Source organism: Mycobacterium sp. E1747 (genome assembly GCF_001667775.1).
In the GTDB taxonomy this organism is placed as follows: domain Bacteria; phylum Actinomycetota; class Actinomycetes; order Mycobacteriales; family Mycobacteriaceae; genus Mycobacterium.
The window spans coordinates 47,785-65,404 of sequence record NZ_LZJI01000084.1 but is presented as its reverse complement, the minus strand read 5'-3'; the positions used below and the strand labels follow the sequence as shown (position 1 = coordinate 65,404).

At 62.3% G+C, this 17,620-nt stretch carries 20 protein-coding genes and 1 pseudogene; 4 read left to right on the top strand and 17 right to left on the bottom strand.

What is annotated here, in order from left to right; all coding sequences use genetic code 11:
• Positions 1-66 precede the first annotated feature (66 nt).
• The 3 genes from A5695_RS09270 to A5695_RS28370 all read left to right on the top strand — a co-directional run bounded on the left by A5695_RS09270 (position 67) and on the right by A5695_RS28370 (position 2,117).
• The gene (locus A5695_RS09270; RefSeq protein WP_068080209.1) at positions 67-1,035 is read left to right on the top strand and encodes a hypothetical protein; all 969 of its coding nucleotides are present in this window, start codon (positions 67-69) and stop codon (positions 1,033-1,035) included.
• A gap of 247 nt (positions 1,036-1,282) precedes the next feature.
• Positions 1,283-1,861 (top strand): TetR/AcrR family transcriptional regulator, encoded by a 579-nt coding sequence (locus A5695_RS09265; protein WP_068080208.1) that lies wholly within the window; start codon positions 1,283-1,285, stop codon positions 1,859-1,861.
• A 106-nt stretch (positions 1,862-1,967) separates the two neighbouring features.
• Entirely contained in the window at positions 1,968-2,117 is a 150-nt protein-coding gene (locus tag A5695_RS28370; RefSeq protein WP_156749542.1) for a hypothetical protein, read from the top strand.
• Here the strand turns inward: A5695_RS28370 and A5695_RS09260 are convergent.
• Positions 2,114-3,217 carry a cytochrome P450 gene (locus A5695_RS09260; protein WP_231974772.1) on the bottom strand — a complete coding sequence of 368 codons (1,104 nt, stop codon included), beginning with the start codon at positions 3,215-3,217 and terminating at the stop codon, positions 2,114-2,116. The two genes, A5695_RS28370 and A5695_RS09260, sit on opposite strands and share 4 nt — an antisense overlap.
• A 206-nt stretch (positions 3,218-3,423) precedes the next feature.
• Here A5695_RS09260 and A5695_RS09255 point away from each other — a divergent pair, with 206 nt between their 5' ends.
• Positions 3,424-4,077 (top strand): TetR family transcriptional regulator, encoded by a 654-nt coding sequence (locus tag A5695_RS09255; RefSeq protein ID WP_068080204.1) that lies wholly within the window; start codon positions 3,424-3,426, stop codon positions 4,075-4,077.
• Between the two features lie 15 nt (positions 4,078-4,092).
• On the opposite strand, the pseudogene A5695_RS09250 reads toward A5695_RS09255, so the two are convergent.
• The 16 genes and pseudogenes from A5695_RS09250 to A5695_RS09175 form a co-directional block, all read right to left on the bottom strand.
• Positions 4,093-5,148 (bottom strand): annotated as a pseudogene (locus A5695_RS09250) (ABC transporter ATP-binding protein).
• A gap of 90 nt (positions 5,149-5,238) precedes the next feature.
• Positions 5,239-5,517: a DUF732 domain-containing protein gene (locus tag A5695_RS28980; RefSeq protein ID WP_197515418.1), complete on the bottom strand. Its 279-nt coding sequence runs from the start codon at positions 5,515-5,517 to the stop codon at positions 5,239-5,241.
• 158 nt (positions 5,518-5,675) lie between these two features.
• Positions 5,676-5,981, bottom strand: a complete 306-nt coding sequence (locus tag A5695_RS09240; protein ID WP_068080241.1) for a hypothetical protein — start codon at positions 5,979-5,981, stop codon at positions 5,676-5,678.
• A gap of 61 nt (positions 5,982-6,042) precedes the next feature.
• Complete coding sequence (locus A5695_RS09235) at positions 6,043-6,573, bottom strand: hypothetical protein (protein ID WP_068080200.1); 531 nt, start codon at positions 6,571-6,573, stop codon at positions 6,043-6,045.
• On the bottom strand, positions 6,570-7,010 hold the full coding sequence (locus A5695_RS09230; protein WP_068080198.1) for a hypothetical protein: 441 nt from the start codon (positions 7,008-7,010) through the stop codon (positions 6,570-6,572). Before A5695_RS09230 ends, A5695_RS09235 begins: the two co-directional genes overlap by 4 nt.
• Before the next feature lie 46 nt (positions 7,011-7,056).
• Positions 7,057-7,338, bottom strand: a complete 282-nt coding sequence (locus A5695_RS09225; protein ID WP_156749540.1) for a hypothetical protein — start codon at positions 7,336-7,338, stop codon at positions 7,057-7,059.
• Between the two features lie 216 nt (positions 7,339-7,554).
• The gene (locus A5695_RS09220) at positions 7,555-8,205 is read right to left on the bottom strand and encodes a hypothetical protein (RefSeq protein ID WP_231974774.1); all 651 of its coding nucleotides are present in this window, start codon (positions 8,203-8,205) and stop codon (positions 7,555-7,557) included.
• Positions 8,206-8,244: 39 nt separating this feature from the next.
• The gene (locus A5695_RS09215; RefSeq protein ID WP_068080194.1) at positions 8,245-8,928 is read right to left on the bottom strand and encodes a hypothetical protein; all 684 of its coding nucleotides are present in this window, start codon (positions 8,926-8,928) and stop codon (positions 8,245-8,247) included.
• Between the two features lie 35 nt (positions 8,929-8,963).
• On the bottom strand, positions 8,964-9,902 hold the full coding sequence (locus tag A5695_RS09210; protein WP_197515417.1) for an MlaD family protein: 939 nt from the start codon (positions 9,900-9,902) through the stop codon (positions 8,964-8,966).
• Positions 9,903-9,913: 11 nt separating this feature from the next.
• Positions 9,914-10,909, bottom strand: a complete 996-nt coding sequence (locus A5695_RS09205; RefSeq protein WP_082945947.1) for an MlaD family protein — start codon at positions 10,907-10,909, stop codon at positions 9,914-9,916.
• Positions 10,906-11,994, bottom strand: a complete 1,089-nt coding sequence (locus A5695_RS09200; protein ID WP_197515416.1) for an MlaD family protein — start codon at positions 11,992-11,994, stop codon at positions 10,906-10,908. Before A5695_RS09200 ends, A5695_RS09205 begins: the two co-directional genes overlap by 4 nt.
• Entirely contained in the window at positions 11,994-12,974 is a 981-nt protein-coding gene (locus A5695_RS09195) for an MlaD family protein (RefSeq protein WP_068080192.1), read from the bottom strand. Before A5695_RS09195 ends, A5695_RS09200 begins: the two co-directional genes overlap by 1 nt.
• The gene (locus tag A5695_RS09190) at positions 12,962-13,966 is read right to left on the bottom strand and encodes an MlaD family protein (RefSeq protein ID WP_068080190.1); all 1,005 of its coding nucleotides are present in this window, start codon (positions 13,964-13,966) and stop codon (positions 12,962-12,964) included. Before A5695_RS09190 ends, A5695_RS09195 begins: the two co-directional genes overlap by 13 nt.
• Entirely contained in the window at positions 13,963-15,042 is a 1,080-nt protein-coding gene (locus tag A5695_RS09185; RefSeq protein WP_231974771.1) for an MlaD family protein, read from the bottom strand. The genes A5695_RS09190 and A5695_RS09185 overlap by 4 nt, the downstream gene beginning before the upstream one ends.
• A gap of 49 nt (positions 15,043-15,091) precedes the next feature.
• Positions 15,092-15,943 carry an ABC transporter permease gene (locus tag A5695_RS09180; protein WP_068080230.1) on the bottom strand — a complete coding sequence of 284 codons (852 nt, stop codon included), beginning with the start codon at positions 15,941-15,943 and terminating at the stop codon, positions 15,092-15,094.
• Positions 15,943-16,833, bottom strand: a complete 891-nt coding sequence (locus A5695_RS09175) for an ABC transporter permease (protein WP_082945945.1) — start codon at positions 16,831-16,833, stop codon at positions 15,943-15,945. The genes A5695_RS09180 and A5695_RS09175 overlap by 1 nt, the downstream gene beginning before the upstream one ends.
• Between the last annotated feature and the right edge of the window lie 787 nt (positions 16,834-17,620).

The following is a 17,620-nucleotide window of genomic DNA, read 5'->3' as shown; positions in this document are numbered from 1 at the left end:
GCTAAACGACCACGGTCAAGATAGGAGACTTTGATGGCTGCACCAACTCACACCCGGGACGCGATCGTGGCCGCCCACCCCTACGTTCGTGGACCGCACGACCCTGGTGCCAGTGAGTTCTTCCAGGAAAGTGTGTTCCTGTGCTGGGCGGACCACGAACGCGGCTACGGCGGCCTGCAACGCATCGGCCAAGAGGTCAACCGCGGTCTGACCAACCAATGGACTGCGGTCTATGGGCCAGGAGGCGTGGCCTTCCGCAGTCTTGACTCCTTCGTGCCGTTGGAGGAGGGGTGGCGTACCGACGAGAGCTTTCAGGTGCACGACAAGTCCAAGTACTACTTCGCGGGCGATTCCGGCTGGGAGATCAGGACTCCGGAGTTCCAGGCCGACTATCAGCTACACGACCTCTATCCTTTCACCCCTTTCTATGCCGTGGGCAATGACACCTCGTCGGACTGGGCCACCGAAGCCAAGGAAGCCGACGAATTCGTACCCCGGCACTGGGAGGCTGCGTCGCGAATTACGGGCACGCTGACCCTGCTCGGCACCGAGGTGAACATCGACGGATATGCGGTGCGCGACCATTCCTTTGGCTTTCGCGATTGGTCGATGATCCGCAATCATCGTGCGATGGTCGGTACCTTCGGTCCGCAATTGTCGTTCTCCTGCCTGGTGTGGCATACCTCTGACGACGCATACTCCGCCTACGGCTACATCAACCGCAATGGTGTCGAGGAATGGACGGACGACGCGACCATCACCGTCGAAGTGTTACCCGACGGAATCACCTTGCCGCATGGTCGCTGCGAAATGCGCTTTCCCAGTGGAGAAACCGTGAGTATCGAATCGCACACGCGAGGCGCATTCCTGATGCCACACCGCGAGTACATCGCGGTCGACCACCTCTGCGAGATCACCTGCGGACAGTTGAGTGGCGGCTACGCGGACTTGGAGGCATCAATCAACCCGTTCGACGGCCGCCGCTATCCGACGTTCAGTCTGGGCACGGTGATCGCCGATGGCATCACCCGCTGACACCGACAATACGTGGCGTGAGCATGGCATGGTGTTCTCATGGCTCTGATCGCCTACCGCCTGGGCTGTCCGCCCAACGGCTTCGATGTGGTGCACCCCGAAATAGGACCGCCCGCCTCATGAACCGTGCACACTCCAGCCAGTCGTTATGGAAACGCGAATCGATGCGGGACCGAAATTGAGTTCCTCAGCGGCCGCCAGGTCCTCAGCGGCGGCCCCACGCCGGCGGCGAAGAGCCGAACTCACGGTGACGCGCATCGTCGACGTCGCGACCCGAATCGTCGAAGACGACGGTCTGGAGAAGCTCACCATGCGTCGACTCGCCGCGGAGTTGGGGGTCACTCCGATGGCGTTCTACGCTCACGTTCCGACCAAGGGACGCCTGCAAGAACTGATCGCTGATCGCTACCTAGCCGACCTCGACCTGGCCGAGTCGACCAGACGCTGGGACGCCCGACTGCTCAAGATCTTCGTGTCGTTCCGCGACCACATGCTCGAGCACCCCATCCTTGCCCAGGTGCTGACCACCCAGACAGTCGACGTAGCGGCCACGCACCGGATGGCGGACACGGTCCTGGGCATCCTGCGCGGCCAGGGATTTAGTGATCGCGAGTCGGTCGAAATGTTCGCGATCCTCGCCAATTTCGCGGTGGGGTGGGCAGTGGGCCAACAGGCCCGTGCCGACGATTCGCCAGATCGGGTCGAAGAGCTCAGCGCGGCAACCGAATACCCTCATCTCAGTGCGCTCGCCCCACAGTACGTCAAGTGGCCCCAGTCCAAGGCGTTCGAGCGGGGCCTACGCCACCTCTTGACTGCATACGGATGAGTGAGCGAGGGTCATCGCTCATCGGCACCTGCATCCGGCCGTTGCTCGATGCGGCTGTCGATGCCACCCGACTTAACTCGACCGTTGGGAACATCGGGATTTCGACTTGGAGATCGCAGTCCAGTCGAAGTTCGGCACTGCCTTCTGGCTGGCTCTCGACCGCGCGATGTGCGATGGGCATGACGACCTCGCGACGCAGGTCGACTCGATCATCGCCATCACCTTTGACGGGATCGGCACATCACCCCGGACCTAGCTGCAGGCCTCAGTCCCCAGATGGAGATCGAGCTGCTCGAGACTAAGTGTCGCGCTGGGCCACAACACTTTCGGCGTGCTTGCCGGCGCGAACTCGGGAATGCGGTGCAGCCACTCCTCGATCACGATCCGGAGCTCGAGTCTGGCGAGGTGGGAACCGAGGCAGTGGTGGGGACCTCGGCCGAACGCGAAGTGAGTCGCTCGCACATCATCGAGGTCATGGGGTCTCGGGTAGCGGCGAGGATCGCGGCTCGCCGCCCCCATCATCAACCAACATGAGGAGCCGGCAGGAATGCTGACGCCGGCCACCTCCACCTCGGTGGTCGTCACACGAGGCACCGCGGGGACGGGTCCCTGCAGGCGGAGTAGTTCTTCGATGAAGACCGCTAGCGCGTCCGGGTCGGCGACGAGCCGTCGCCGAAGCCCGGGGTTATGGGCCAGGGCCTCAAGAGCGAAACCCAAAGCGGCCGTGACGGTGTCGAGGCCGGCCAGAATAAAGATGAAGCAGAGACCAAGTATTTCCTCATCGCTCATGCCTCCTTCATCGGTATCGCAGAGAAGTTGACTCAGAAGGTCTGAGCCCGGATCGCGGCGACGCGTGGCGATGTGATCGGTCAAGTAGGCGAAGAGCTCCCCCGATGCCGTCAACGCCGCGGGGTTGATGTGTGCGGCCTGCGGGTCCGTCAGTTGCACGATCGCGTCCTTCCAGGCGATCAGGCGCTCACGGTCTTCGAGCGGCAGACCGAACAACGTGAGAAACACTTGAGACGGAAACGGCACAGCCACAGCCGCGACGAAATCGCACCGGGGACCGTCCGCCACGACGCGATCAATCAGTGCATTGACCTGGGCGCGTAGGTGGTCATCGTGGGCGCCGACGCGACGTGCGCTGAAGAACTTATCCAGTACCCGACGATATCGGCGGTGGTCGGGCGGGTCGATCGCGATGGGCACCAACGGAAGTGGGCAGCCGAGTATGTCGAATGCACCCGCAGACGAGAATACCGCGTGATCCTTGGCCGCGGCCTCGACGACGTCGGCTCCGATGAGGAAGTACACCCCCGATTCGGAGATCGCGACGTCGCCGGCGTCGTGCAGCATCCGCCATGCGGAAGTTCGGTCGTCACCGAAGGGCAGTGCCCCCGGGGCGGGCAACACGGGACAGGTGCGAGCCATCAGTCGCTCTTTCGTTGTCGGAGACCCCAGTATGCGACTAGGATGTCTCTCAGTCTCGCGAATTGCGATTTAATCGCTAACGAGTATCGGGGGTTCGCGTGCCGGGTCCCGCCGCGACAAAGGGATCATCCGTGCTGGACCGGCTGGTGCACGCCGCCGACGCCGCACTGGCGAACGTGGAGGTAGAGGCCCTGACTGTCGACGCGGTCGCCGCCGCAGCCGGCGTGTCACGCGCCACCGCCTTCCGGCACATGGGCACGCAAGCCGACATGATCGTGGCCGTCGGAATGTTGCGCGCAGCCCGCTACGCACGCACCTGCGCGGCCGAAATGGATCGCCATCCAACCGTTTTGGGAAAGATCGAGGCCGCGTTCCTACATCTTGCCCGCGAACTTCCCGCCGACTCGGTCATGCGCGCGATGTTCGTGGTGCAAACCGCGTCCGACATCGGCGACGAAGCGAGTGAGTTGACGATGGCCACGCTGGGACCGGTCATCGACCAAGGTCGATCCAGCGGTGTCATCAGGGCCGACGTGTCGACGGAGCGGGTAGTGTCCTGGATCGTCGAACAGCTCTATCTGGCGATGCAGCAACCCGATCCGACCGACGACCATGCCGCGCGAGAGAGGGTTCGCCTGTTCCTGATTCCGGCGCTGTTGCCGCAGCGAGTCGACGCGACGCCGTCCCTCGACTGCCGCAGCCAACTAGACGAGATCTCAGCCGCGCTCAACCGGGCTACCGAAGCGGCGAGCGCCCTGCGCGATCGTATGACAGCTCCGCCCTAGACCAGCGGCACGCTCTTAGGCCAAACCGTGATCGGCCCCGACCGGACTCAGCGGCGTGGTGTCGTCGTGGCCGGATTCGTGGGACGGGTACTCGTTGCTGCCCTCGAGATCGGCGCGGATGGCCTCCTGCGCGGCCGGCGGCAGGGTGCGCATGATCTCGCGCACGCGTGCTTGGCGCCCCCCGACGGCTTTGCGCTCGGGCATCCCCGGTGTGGCGGTGACCTGCGGAGGCACACCCTCGATCACGTCCACGCCACCATCGTGATGGCCGGCGTCGATCATGGCCTGCTCCTCGGCCATCGTCGACTCGTCCTTCTCCTCACTCATACCGATCGGGCCGATACGGCGGCCGTTGAGGAACTGCTTGACGACCGGCTCTTCGGAGGTCAGCAGCACCTCACGGGGTCCGAACATCACCAGCTTGCGGCGAAACAACATGCCCATGTTGTCCGGCACCGTACGGGCGAGTTGATGTTGTGCGTGACGATCAAAATCGTGCAGTCGATCTGGGCGTTGATATCGATCAACAGCTGCGACAAACACGCCGTACGCACCGGATCCAGACCCGAGTCGGCTCGTCACACAAAATGATCTTCGGGTCCAACACCAGCGAGCGGGCCAAACCAGCACGCTTGCGCATACCACCGGAAATCTCACCCGGGAACTTGGTTTCATCCCCGCCCAAACCCACCAGATCCAGCTTCTCCATCACAATCCGCCGGATCTCTGATTCCTTCTTCTTGGTGTGCTCACGCAACGGAAACGCGGTGTTGTCATACAGATTCATCGACCCAAACAGCGCGCCGTCCTGAAACATCACCCCGAACAGCGTGCGGATCTCATAGAGCTGCTTGGCCGAACACTGCGTGATATCGGTGCCATCGACCACAATCGAGCCACGCTCAGGCGCAGCAAATCGATCAGCGACTTCAAAAACACCGACTTACCCGTACCCGAAGGGCCTAGCAGAACGCTGACCTCACCGGCAGGTAGATCGAAGGTCACGTCCTTCCAGATTCGCTGGGAACCAAAAGACTTCGTCAGGCCTTCAACTTGAATACCGATACCCAGGTGGGACATCCCTCTCAGATCAGAACAACGGAATCGACTAGGGTCGCACTCTCGAGCAGTCGACGCGGCACGTGCAGCTGCGGCTCAGGCTCATCCGGCCACACCGTGGAATTCCGGGCAGAACTCGTCGACCGCCAAGCGAAAGAACTGCCGGCCCTGCTCCGGTTCGGCCCTCGTCATTCGAATGATGCGCCCTAGCACTTCGTCGGGATCCCGATTCAGTTTGACGTAGTAGCAGGCCGATTGCGCAATGGACTTCAGATTGGTGGGAGCCTGCGGGAAGCCAAGCGATTGGACGGACCTGACGAAGCTGTCCTCGTCCGCCTGCGCTGTCGGCGCACCGTGGAATGCAAGCGTGAACCCGACCATGATGTATCCGAGAATCGCAACATACGTTCGCATCGAGGTCCCGTTCTGTGGGCTTGAAGTACCGAGCCGCGATCCGGCTGTCGGCTTCCACGAATTGTCGACGTTGTGGTGATGACACCGCGCGGGGCCGGCCGGTCGAGCCCCGCGGGAATCGCCGATCATTGCGGACACAGGTAGATGAACGCGAGCTGGGTCAGTGTCGGATCCACGTACGTGCCCGAATTTCCGATGATGTCCGTGGTGCGTCTGGCACAGGCGTACCGGCCGTCGGTCAACAGCCGCCCGTCACCATGGAAGCCCATCGGGTTGTGCGTTGCGGTCATGATCTTGCGGGCCTGCTCGAGGTAGGTGACCTCGTTGGGCGTCAGCGGGGTCAAAGGGTCGGCGTGCGCTGACTGGGTACCGACCAGCTCGACTGCCGTCGCCACGAAAAGCGCTGCCGCCACAGCCTTTCGACGGTTCATCTCATCCTCCTCAAGTACACCGTTCTCGGGCACCCTTGGTGCCGGGTTCTCGACGTTGTCGTCATGGCGGACTCATCCAGGTCCGGGTCGGCGTTGCGAAGAATCTGAACGGGCCATGCAAGCAGTAGGTGCTTGAATCCGCCATGGTCGCGCAGGTCGTCCCGTTGTAGTCGATGTAACTTCGCGGCGGCAACTCCCGCTGCGCCACTCCAGGGGGGAATTGCACCCCCAGCAACCAGTCGTAGCGCACGGCGATGTTCCCGTTGACCCACCCGACATTTCTGGTACCAGGCGGCGCGCCAGGGATGTTGCCCGCGCAGCCGAAGCTGCCCCGATCCCAGATCCCGCAATTGAGACCGAGGGGAGTCGAGAACCACACTCCCCCAGCGCTGTTCGTGAAGTAGTCGTCGTACTTCACCTTGTCGTAGTACCGCAGAATGAAGTACGCGGCCGGGTAGGGACTCGACGGATCACCCGCGTTCGGTTCGGCCTGCGAGGTCGCCGAAGTGGTGAGCACCTGCGCAGTCGCGCACGCGATCACCGTCAGGCCGCGAAGAAGCCGACCGACACCGAGCCAAAGCCGGCCCGTCATGGCAGGTTTCCCGGGGACGACTCGTTTTCCGCAGTGTGCGGAGTGTTGCCGTAGCACGTGGCATTTCCGATGTCGAGGATGCTCTCGCAGAGAGTCTGCCCTCCCGTCGAGATCCGGACTGTGACGAAGTGACCTTGCAGAACCCGTCCTACGGTTGCCGGCGTCCGGAAGTTCGGTCGCCAGTCCGCGCGGAGTTCGGCGCCGTCCGATGTCGGGCTCGTCGCCTTGATCACGGGCACCGTCAGACTCCACGGCAACGGCACGTCTCGTAGCAAGTGCTTGCCCGACACATCGCGGTATTCGATGCCGGCTAACCGGCCGACAGTGTCGGAGAAGATGTCATAGGTGACGGATTCTTCTGCCTTGGCCACCGGCGCGTGCAGCAATCCGCCGAGGCAGACGACCACTGAGATCGCGGTCGATTGAAAGTGCTTCACGTGGCGCCCTTCAAGGTCTGACGAAAAAACTTGGTCGCGAATAAGTTCAGCCGGCGAGCACGGCAGTCATCACGAAATCCTCTTTCTTGGCGTTGTAGGTGGTGGCTACGCCGTACGCCGTATAGGAGCAGTCCGGAATCTTCGCCCACCCCTGCAGAACGAGAGCTTTCACCGCTGTGCCGACGTCCGGTGTGGTGCTGCTGAGGATCGCGGCCTTGGTGGCGTCGTATCCGAAATCCTTCAGCACAGGTAGCGCATTAGTCTCGGGAACAGCGCGCGTCGTGTGATCGAGCCAGCCATCCGTCGTTTCGTTGATTTTCTCGGCCACCCGGTCGATCGTGGGGTCCGACCGCAGCGACCCGCACGCCGCGCCGCCGCGCGCTGCCGCCACTGCGGCCCGGAGGCTTTCGGTCGGACTCGCCGCCGCACACGGTGCAACGGTGAGGCCAGCCGACGTTAATACCGTTGCAAGGGCTGCTATTACGCGGCTGCTTGACCTACGAACACGGAAAGCCAATCTCTCGTCAGTGGGCACACGCTTCTCCTATCCGCACACGTGGGCGCGCTGGATGTCGCTACCCCATCGCTTGGCCTTCTGCACCGACGGCCCCGTGAACCAGTCGGGCTGGTGGGCCAAGATCCCGTTGTTGACGTTCGACAACTGCTCCCACAGCTTGTAAAAGGCCTCACCCTTGTAGACCGCGAAGTGACTGTCCCCGAAGGAACTCTGCGCCTGAGTCAGTGAATGCACCCTCGGTCCCAGGAAGTCGACGGCTTGGCCGATGTTGCGCGAGACGATGTCGACCTGCTGTTGGACGTTGCCCCTGGCGTAGTTGTAGTCCCTGTCGTCCGGACCGATCCGGTTGAACTGCAGCCGGTCGATCTGGGAGCGAAGGGCTGCGTATTGAGCGGAGTACCACTGACACATCTCGCCCATCGCCGTGATGTCGGCACCGGTGACCTCGTCCTTGATCTGGTCGTAGGGAAAGGGATACCTCGGGGTCCAGTTCGACGGCGTGGGCGTAATGACGGGCAACGGAATGATCACGGCGCTATCCGGCGGGATGTCGGGCAGCGGGATGTCATCATTGGGATCCGCCCCCGCTGGAGATCCCGTCAGAATGCCCATCACCCAGACGATCATCACGGCATATCCCGCGACCGCGATGCGGCTTCGTATTCCAGCGCGTGACATCACGGTCGCCGCCTCGATTCGTTCGGTGTCGACATGGTGTTACTTGGATCCGAGCGCGGAGCCGATTCCGCCGACATCGGTGATCTGCCAGTTCTTGTTGCTGTCGATGGTCGTGCTGTAGGTGGCCGTCGATTGCAACGCTTCGGGCGCTTGCACGGTCTTCGTTTGCACGCTGACGAAGCTGTCCACGACGTAGATGCCGCCGTTGACGGATCGGACCTTGGCGACCAACGGCTGCGCGGTCGAGCTCCACTGCAGGGGCACCAATACCTGTTCCATGGAGGTACCGGCGTCGGAGAGCTTCTTGCTCAGCTCAGGGCTGGTGCCCGCGACGAGTTTGACGCGCCAGGCCTGCAGGTCCTTGAAGTCCATGGTCGCCGCGTTCACCGCGTAGTCGAGCGCGACCTTTTCGGCATGGGCGGCGTTATCCGCTCGGGCTGCCTGAACGCTGAGCTGATGCTTCGCGTCCACATACAGCCAACTCAACGCGCCTATGGCGATCAGCACAGCGGCGACGGCCGCGGCGCTGACCAGGCCGCGCAGGCTGATCGACACCGACTTCCGCCCGGGTTCTGGCCGATCACCTTCCCCGGCGTCCTTGACGGATTTCGCCTGCGCCTCGGTCGTTTTCGTCTCGTCTGCATCGGTCTCGACGGCGGCCTCTGGGGCGTTGTCGACGTCGGTTTCCGACGCTTTCCTTGTTTCAACGTCGTTGATGGGCACTTCGTAACCTCTCTTCCTGTGTTCCTAGTGCCGGTTCACGGTCGGACGTGCAGCGTGATGATTCCCTCGGCGGGCACTTGTTGGAGGAAATTGTCCAGGATCTGCCCGCTGTCGAGATTCATCAGGGTGGCGCCGATGTTGTTGAGCTTCGGCTGAAGCGCCTCGCCCAGCACTCTCAAGTCACCGCCGCTGATGTCCAGCAGACTTTGAATTCGTGCCACGAGATTGTTGAGATTCCGCATCCCCTGGGGCATATCGCGACTGAACAGCATCGGTAGCTGCTTGAAGAAGTCTTGCCAGTAAATTCCGGTGTCGACGCCATTAGGGATGATCGCCAGCAGATCAGGGTTGACCCATTCGGCGTTCTTGATCAGTGTCTGGAAATTGCCGAGCAGCACGCGCCCTTGACCATGCATGTCTTTGATCATGTTGTTGAACAGAGTGCTCGCCCGTGACAAGTTGGGCAGCACGACATTCGGGTCCGGCAGGGCAGCGTCCGACTCGTTGATGATGCGCCCGATCGCGCCGGGCTCAAATTGATTCAGTACCCGGACCACGCTGGTGGCCAACTCCGAGATCGACGGCGGCTGAACAACCGACTTGCTCGAGATGTGTTGACCGTTTTTCAGCATCGGCCCGCCGGCGCGCCGCGGCGCCAACTCTATGTACGACTCTCCCAGCGCCGACAGGTTGTCCAGCCGTATCTCGGTGTCCACGGGTATCTGGTAGCGCCCGTCGACCCAGAAGCCGAGGGTCGCGGTGTCAACGGATGTCCGGGTCTCGGTGACTTTGCCTATCGGCACGCCCCGCAGCAGAACGTTCGATCCGGCGACTATGCCGTTCGTCTCGGGCACGTCCATGGTCAGATTGGTTCGGTCATCGGGCGGATTGACCTGCAGTCCGAGGGACCAGAAGTACCCCAGCACTACCGCGATGATGACTCCGAATGCCGCATAGGACACGACGTCGCGCATTCTCACCGCATTCACGGCGTCGCCCCCAGGATTCTCAGTACGTCTTGGACGTTTCCGGATAGTTCACGCCCGTCGGGCCCGATGATCGACTTGATGTTGATGGCCGGGTATTTGTCGACGGGAAGGAAGTACTCGGTGAACAAGCGCCGGTACTTCGGTATCTCGGCTTCGCCGGCCACCTTCGACTCCTGCAGCGCCCCCGAGGAGTCCGCCAGCGACTTCAGCAGGGGCACCAGCCAGTATCCGCCGAGAGTGATGCTGCCGAATCCCGGAAGCACGGTCGCAATGTAGTTCCCGGTGTCGATGGTGAAATCGAAGCCGCGTTGCCCCGTCGGCGAGAACCAGTACTGCAGCTGCGGAATATGATCGTTCTCGACGGCAGCGGTCTTCGACACCCCATCAAGCAGCTCATCAACTCTGTCGATGTTCGCCGACAGCGCGGACAGATCGGTGTTGACACGTGCGGTCAGCGTTCGAACCTCGTCGCTGGACGGCACGATCTGATTAAGCCGGATGATGGTGTTCTGGGCCCGCTGAATTGATCCGCTGGAGATGAAGTTCGCGAGACTGGCAATGGTGTCCTCCAACTGGGGAGGGGATGTGGTTTGGGCTAACGGGATGACAGCGCCGGGCTTGAGTGCGGGCGCCGGCGTGCTGCTCGCGGGCGGTCGTTCGAGGGCCACGTAGATGTCGCCGAGCACCGTGGCCTGCTGCAATACGGCATGGATGTCGGACGGGACGGTCACCCGTTTCGCCACTCGTGCGGTGACGTCGACGCTGTCCTTGGTGAGCTTCATCTTGGACACGACGCCGACGGTCACGCCGTCGAGTACCACCTTGGCTCGTTCCGGCAAATTCAGGGCACTGGCGAAGCGCATGACTACGTCGTAGCCATCGTCGTAGGACGCGCCCGGGGCTGGGATCTTGTTGACGTTGAGGGATGCGCACGATGTGAGTACGAGCGCGCAGGCGGCAGCGGCGATGGCCGGTCGCAATCGTGACCTCATCGTTTCGCCGCCATGGTCAGCACGTATTGCAACAGGGCGACGTCTACCGCGTACGGCGTTCCCTTGACGTCCGCGCAGCTTCCCGGCACCGAGGCATTCATGATGTTGCACTCAGCGATTCCGTTGGGTGTACGGAGCCGATACATCGGCGGGCGGTAGTACGTGGTGAACTTGTGGTTGTTGCCGAGGTTGATGATTCCGTTGACCACGCGAGGTACCACATTGAGCAGGCTTGCGTAGTAGGGCGCGCGCGGGCTGAACTTCCTGAGCATGACCGAGAGCGCGTCGAGCAACTGCTGAACTTGTGGGCCGAGTTCCCTCTCGATGGCGGATGCGGCGTCGATGATCGGTCGGAGTCCGATGAAACAGTCGGTCATGGCCTTGAACGAGTCGGCCACCTCTCGCGATACGGAGTTTGCGCCGTCGTCGAACACGCCCTTGAGCGTCGGTTCGAGGTCGACGAGCGTGGTCGTCAACTGGGTGAGGTTTGCGGATATGGATGCCATATCGCCGATGGCCTGGTCGGGCGAGTCGAGCACCGACGACGCGGTGGTCAGCAATTTGTTCGCGTTCGGGCCCTGGTTGCGTACCGCCTGATCGACGCCGGCGACCACTCCGCCGATGTTGCGCGAGTCCGCGGGGTTGATGGAGTTGATGAAGTTGGTCGACGATCCGATGACTTCGGACAGGCTTTTCGGTGTCAGCGACCGGCTGAGCGGTATGCATCCTCCGGGGGCCATGTGTGCGCCGGCTTCGTAGTCGCCGACGAGTTCCAAGGCGCGGTCGGCGAGGATCGTCGTCGACCGGGTGACTGCTTTCGCGCTTTCCGGGATCGCCCATTGACTGTCGATGGTGAAGTCCACGCGGACCGACAGTGCTGCCGGGGTGATCGCGGAGACTTTGCCGATGGGGTAGCCCAGGTGGGTCACCGGGTTGTTCACGTAGAGCCCGACGCTGTCGGGCATGATCGCGCAGTACCCGACGGACCGCGACTTCGTGGACGTGGTGCACGAGCCGCTGCTGAGCGCCACCGAGATGACGACGGATGCCAGCAACGCGCGCCGGATGGTCTGGGGTATGGACATCAGCACGCACTCCCCGGGACCGGAACGCAGAGGTCGGTCGCCAGTAGCCCTGGTGGCGCGCCTTGCGCGTTCAGGACCCGGTCGAACAGATTTTGAACATGTCGAAGGAAGCGGATCGTCACGCCGTTGTGTTCGATGAACAACCGACCCCTTTCGAGGAAGTTGCGCACCTTCTCCATGAATTCGAGGACGTGAGCATCGTAGAAGTCGCCGAGTGGTTTCAGCGCAAGGAGGACGTCGCCGAGACCCTGGACCGTGTTGGAGAAGCCGTGGTCGTAAATCACCAGGGTCTGGGTCAGAATGGCCGCCTTCCGGACCAGCTGAGCGAACTTATCGCGGTAGTTGGACAACGCCCTGATGTATTCGTCCGACAGATTGAGAATGTTCGTGATTTGGCCGCGCTGTCGGTCAATGGTGGACATCAGTGCGTTGCCGGCATCGATGACGGTTGAAATGACCTGTGTATTCGCGCCCGTCAAGCCCTGTGAGAGCTGGTCGAGAGAATCGTGGATGGCCTTCGTGGAGACGTTGTTGGTGATCTTCGTCGTATCGGTGAGTACGCGAACCAGGCTGTACGGCATGGTCACCCGAGAGAGCGGAATGGTTTGCGCGCCCAAGGGCCGACTGCCCATCGAGGCGATATTGACGTAATAGCCGCCGACGACGGTGAGCATCCGCACGTCGACCTGCGATTGATCGCCGACGAAGGCATGGTCATCGATCTTTGCCTTCACCAGCACCCGGGCGGGCTCGAGTTTGAGATCGCTGACCGTCCCCACCTTGATCCCGGCCATCCGCACCTCGTCTCCAGTACGGAGCGAGTTCGCGTCGTCGGTGTAGAAGGAGACGACCTTGCTGGTTCCCGGGGTGTTGTAGTACACGTACGCCAACACCAGCGCCACGACGACGGCACCGGCGATCGCACCGACGCCCCAGGCAGTCGGGCTGCCCCCAAACCTTCTCAAGTTCAGCGATTGCACAGCATCACCCGCTGTCCATTTAGCAACACGTCCATGGTCTCCGGTAGCTGAAATCTGCCACGTGAACAGGGCTCGACAGCTGTTCCGTCGTTGCCGGGCGGGGGGATCTTGTCGTTGATCACCGGCACCAACTTGAACGCGTCGAAGAAGTTGCTGAGATTGTCGAATGCGCGGTCGAGCGATTCATCAACATTTACTCCGTTCCTAAACCCGAGGTTGTGGAGCAATTGAGTCGTGGGATCAAAGAAGTCCTTGCTGTACACCAGGTCCTTGCGGAACTCGTCGAGGATGGTGAGTGCGCCATCGATAGGCTCGTTCGCCAGGTCGAGCAGGTGGATGAACTTGTCGGATGTGCCGCCGATGCCCTTGGCGAGGTTCGACAGATTCTGGATCAATGTCGCCACCACCTGCTGACGGTCCGAGACGAATTCGGTCAGCCTCCGGATGCTGTCCAGAAGCGGCTTCAGTCCACTTCCGTCGCCGGTCAGGACTGCTGCCGCGTTCGCGGTGAAGGTGTTGATCTCTTCAGGACTCAAGGTGGCGAGCACGGGTTGCAACCCGTTGAAGAGTGCGGTCACGTCAAACGAGGGCTGTGTCATCGTTGTCGGTATCTGCGTCACGACGTCGCTGGCGCGGTAACCCTCTGCGGGGTTGGTGACGTCGATGTAGCGGACGCCGGTGAGGGCCTGGAATTTGATGGCCAACCGCGTGATGGCCACGACGGCGTATTTGCGGTCCAGCGTCATCTGGACCCGTGCGACGTTCTGTCCACCGACTCTCGCCAAGTCGACCGACTTCACCTTCCCCACCCGAACACCTCGAACGCGCACGTCGCCGTCGGGATGAAGCCCGGACGCATCCGTGAAGTTTGCTGTGTAGGTGCGCGTGTCGACCGCGACTGGATTGGTGAGGGTATTGCCGAGCAGCACGAACAGGACCACCGCAACGGCTAGTGCCACGCCTATGCGCCAAGCTGTGGCCAACGGTTTCATGGCTGTCCCTCCATGGTGACTCCCACTGCCGCGGCGACACCGGGAAGGCTGTCCAGCACGAGCCGAACCGAAACCGCTCGCTCGGTCCCGTTTCCCTCGTAGAGTTTCTGGAACCGATCCCGCAGTTCCGCAAGCTTCTGGGCGACGTCCGCCGGCCGCAGCAAGACAGGCCCCGTGTCGGTGATGGCTTTAATTCCGCCGATCAGCGGTGTCAAGTCAGCGACGTGGCTGCCGACGAGTTTGCCGACTGCGGCGAACAGACCGTTCTGAATGAGATCCAAAGTGACCTTCCAGTGATCGTGGAAGAACGCCGGAGACAGGTCGCCGATGTTGGGCGTCTTCACGTTCTCCACGTAGGGCCGCTCCAAGGGCGCGACTTCGGAGGCCGGGTCCTGGGCCGGATGCACTCTAGTGGGGTAGTAGTCGTATTTGTCCACGCGCGTACCCGCCTCCACCACGGTCTTGGTGAACTCCGGGAAGGCGGCGAACGCACTCGACAGATTCTTGAGGAGCTCTTCACTGGGAACCGTTTGAACGGCATCGACCGCTCTGGTCACCGTCACCGCCGTTTCGATGGTCGGGTTGAGCGCATCGGTGTAGCGGGTGACGCGATCGATGACGCTGATGAGCTGCGGGGTAAGGGATTTCGCGGAGACCTCACCCAGTTGATTGAGTAGCTCCGACAGAGTGAAGTTCCCCTTCGGTTGCAGAGTGAGCTTGCTTCCATCGCGGAGTGCCTGCCCTCCCGAGCTCGGGACGATATTGATGCCGGGAACGCCAAAGTAGTTGATGGGCCGGAAATCAATGTTCATGGCATCAGTAAGCCCGCGTGTCGGCTGGGTCAGCAGTTGCGTCGCGAGTTGGACCCGTCCGCCACCGGTATTGGTGACATCGGTGACTTCGCCGACCTTGACGCCGTGAAGGACTACCGCGGTTCCGGCCTGCACGCCCTGGCCGACGTACGGTGTCGTGATCGCCACGGCGTAAGTGCCTTCGGGACGCCCGCCAAATGGGTTCGTGACGAAGAGCGTGACTGCCACGGCGATGCACAGGATGCCGGCACCGCCGACCGTCATCAGTACCCGCTGCTGACGCTGTTGGGATCCTCTTAGCATCATTTGGCCACTATCCTTTGAATACGTACACGGGCTTGATGCCCCACAGCAGGACGGTTGTGAGGAAGTCCAGGACGACGATCGTGACGAGACTCGCGCGCACGGCACGTCCGGACGCCTCCCCGACACCAACCGGTCCGCCCGACGCGAAATAGCCGTAGTAGCAATGGATTAGGGTCACCGCGACGCAGTAGGTACTCAACTTGAGCGTCGAGTAGAACAGGTCGATCGGCGTCAGGAACTGAACGAAGTAGTGCGTGTACGTACCTCCGGGCAGACCGTTGAAGACGACGGCGACCATCTCCATGGTGGCGAAGACCCCCATGAGGGTCAGAAGGTAGCCGGGCACCACGGTCGTGAGCGCGCCGATCAACCGGGTGCCGACGACGAATGGGATGGGCCGCAGGCCCATTGAGTCGACGGCGTCGATCTCCTCTGAGATGCGCATGGCGCCGATCTCGGCTGTCATCCGCGTCCCGGCCTGCGACATGAACGCGATGCCGGCAACGATCGGTCCGAGAATACGAACGGCGCCGATTCCTCCGATGATGCCCGCCAGCGATCCAAAGCCCAGGATGTCGAGAATTGCCAGCGCTTCGATAGCCAACGAGGCTCCGGTGGTGATACCCAAGATGAGCAGCACACTGATCGTTCCGCCGTCGACGATCAGCGATCCCCGACCCCACGCCATGTTCAGCGTCGCCGCCAACGTCTGCCGCGAGTACCTGCGCACCGTCAACGGCAGGTACCAGAACACTTGCGCGATGAATATGAGCCACTGGCCGAACCCGGACAACGGCTTCTGGACCGACGCCACGGCACCTGACCGCACGCGTCCTCCCAACGTAGAGGGAGCCGACATCACGCCACCGCCGTGGGGAAGAACATGGTCTGTATCTGCGTGATCACCAGATTCGCTAAGAGGATGAGGACGACGTTGATCACCACGGCTGCGTTGACGGCGTCGGCGACGCCGCGTGGGCCGCCCTTCGCCTCCATTCCCCGCATCGACGAGATGACCGCCACAATGGCCGCGAAGACGAGCCCCTTCGCGATCGCGAAATAGACGTCGACCATCTTGGCGAAGGTCCCGAACGAGTTCCAAAAGCTACCTGACGCAACGTCACTCACTGTGACCGACAGCAGATAGGACGCGGCCGTGCCGGACGCGATGATGACAAGGGTCAGGATGGGCGCGATGAGAAGCAGCGCGAGAAATCGCGGCACGACCAGACGCCGGACGGGGTCCACGCCGAGCACGCGCATGGCGTCGAGTTCCTCCCGAATGGCGCGCGCCCCGAAGTCCGACGCGATCGCCGATGCCGCGGCACCGCCCATCAGCAGTCCTGCGGTGACGGGCGCCCCTTGCCGGAGCACACCTACTCCACTTGCCGCACCGAGGAGTGCGGTCGCGCCCACTTCTGCCACCAGTCCCGACGTCACGACGGTGACGATCCCGCCGATCGGTATGGCCATCAGGACGGCCGGGGTCGCGGTCACCTTCAGCAAAGTCCACGTCTGCCAGAGGAACTCGGGGACGGGCAGGCGGAGGGTGAAGGTGTCGAGCACTGCGTAACGGACAACCGAGGCAGCGAGTTGGATACCGCGTCCAGTCGTCGCCGCGGCTCGCCCCGGCGCGGACGCGACTTCGGCCCACCTGCGGCCGGCGATCAGTCGCGAGACGGGCTTCCCGGCTTGCCGGCGACCGCTCGGCCGGCTCGAGGTCGTCGGACCGTCTGCAATGTCTACCATCCGGCGGCCCCCGACGTGATGGTTGTTGTTAGGGGCGGGTGTAATGCCATCCGGCGCCGCGCGATTGACGCCGAGCTGGCGTAGGCGAACGTCGCTTGAAAATCTTCTTCTAAATTAGAATAAATAATGTTCTTAAAAAAAATGTCGACATAGCCGGCTTCGCGTATCCCAGCCTTCGGATGAGCCGACAGTAACGGCTTGCCCATTATTGCGCGCTTCCCATCATCGACTACAGACCCTCCCTCTGGACAGGACACCGCTTCTCGTCGCGCTCGCCCCGTGGTGGACTCGCGCGCATCCCGAGTTGCCCCCGGCACGCTATCGCACGAGTTGTTCTGCCCCACGATCGCGCCAATAGTATGAGCTAAGTCACTCAGGGTCAACCACGTGTGCGTGGGCTCTACCTGTGCGTCATTGCGACCGCTGTGTGCCAGCGGAACTCCCCGCGATCGAGCGATGGGTTCTCGGCCCTGGATTTCGCGTCTACCGGACATCGGTCATTCGTCTACGAGACATCGGCCATGAGGAACCGATCCGAGCGCGGCGCGGTCATTCATCGGCTGGTCGACTTCGCGGCCGTCGACCATCGGGCAGTGCATCGTCCAAATCCCGGGGCGGCTTCCGCGTAGGCGATCTACCCCGTCCCACGTACCGGCACGACATTCCCTGCGCAATAGAGCGACCGGCCGCGTCGCGAGTTGGTACTAGTCGCGAGACGGTCCTTCGGTCGAGGTAGCGACGACTCCCGGGCAGCCGCTTGCGGAGCGGAAAGTACACACCGTAGACT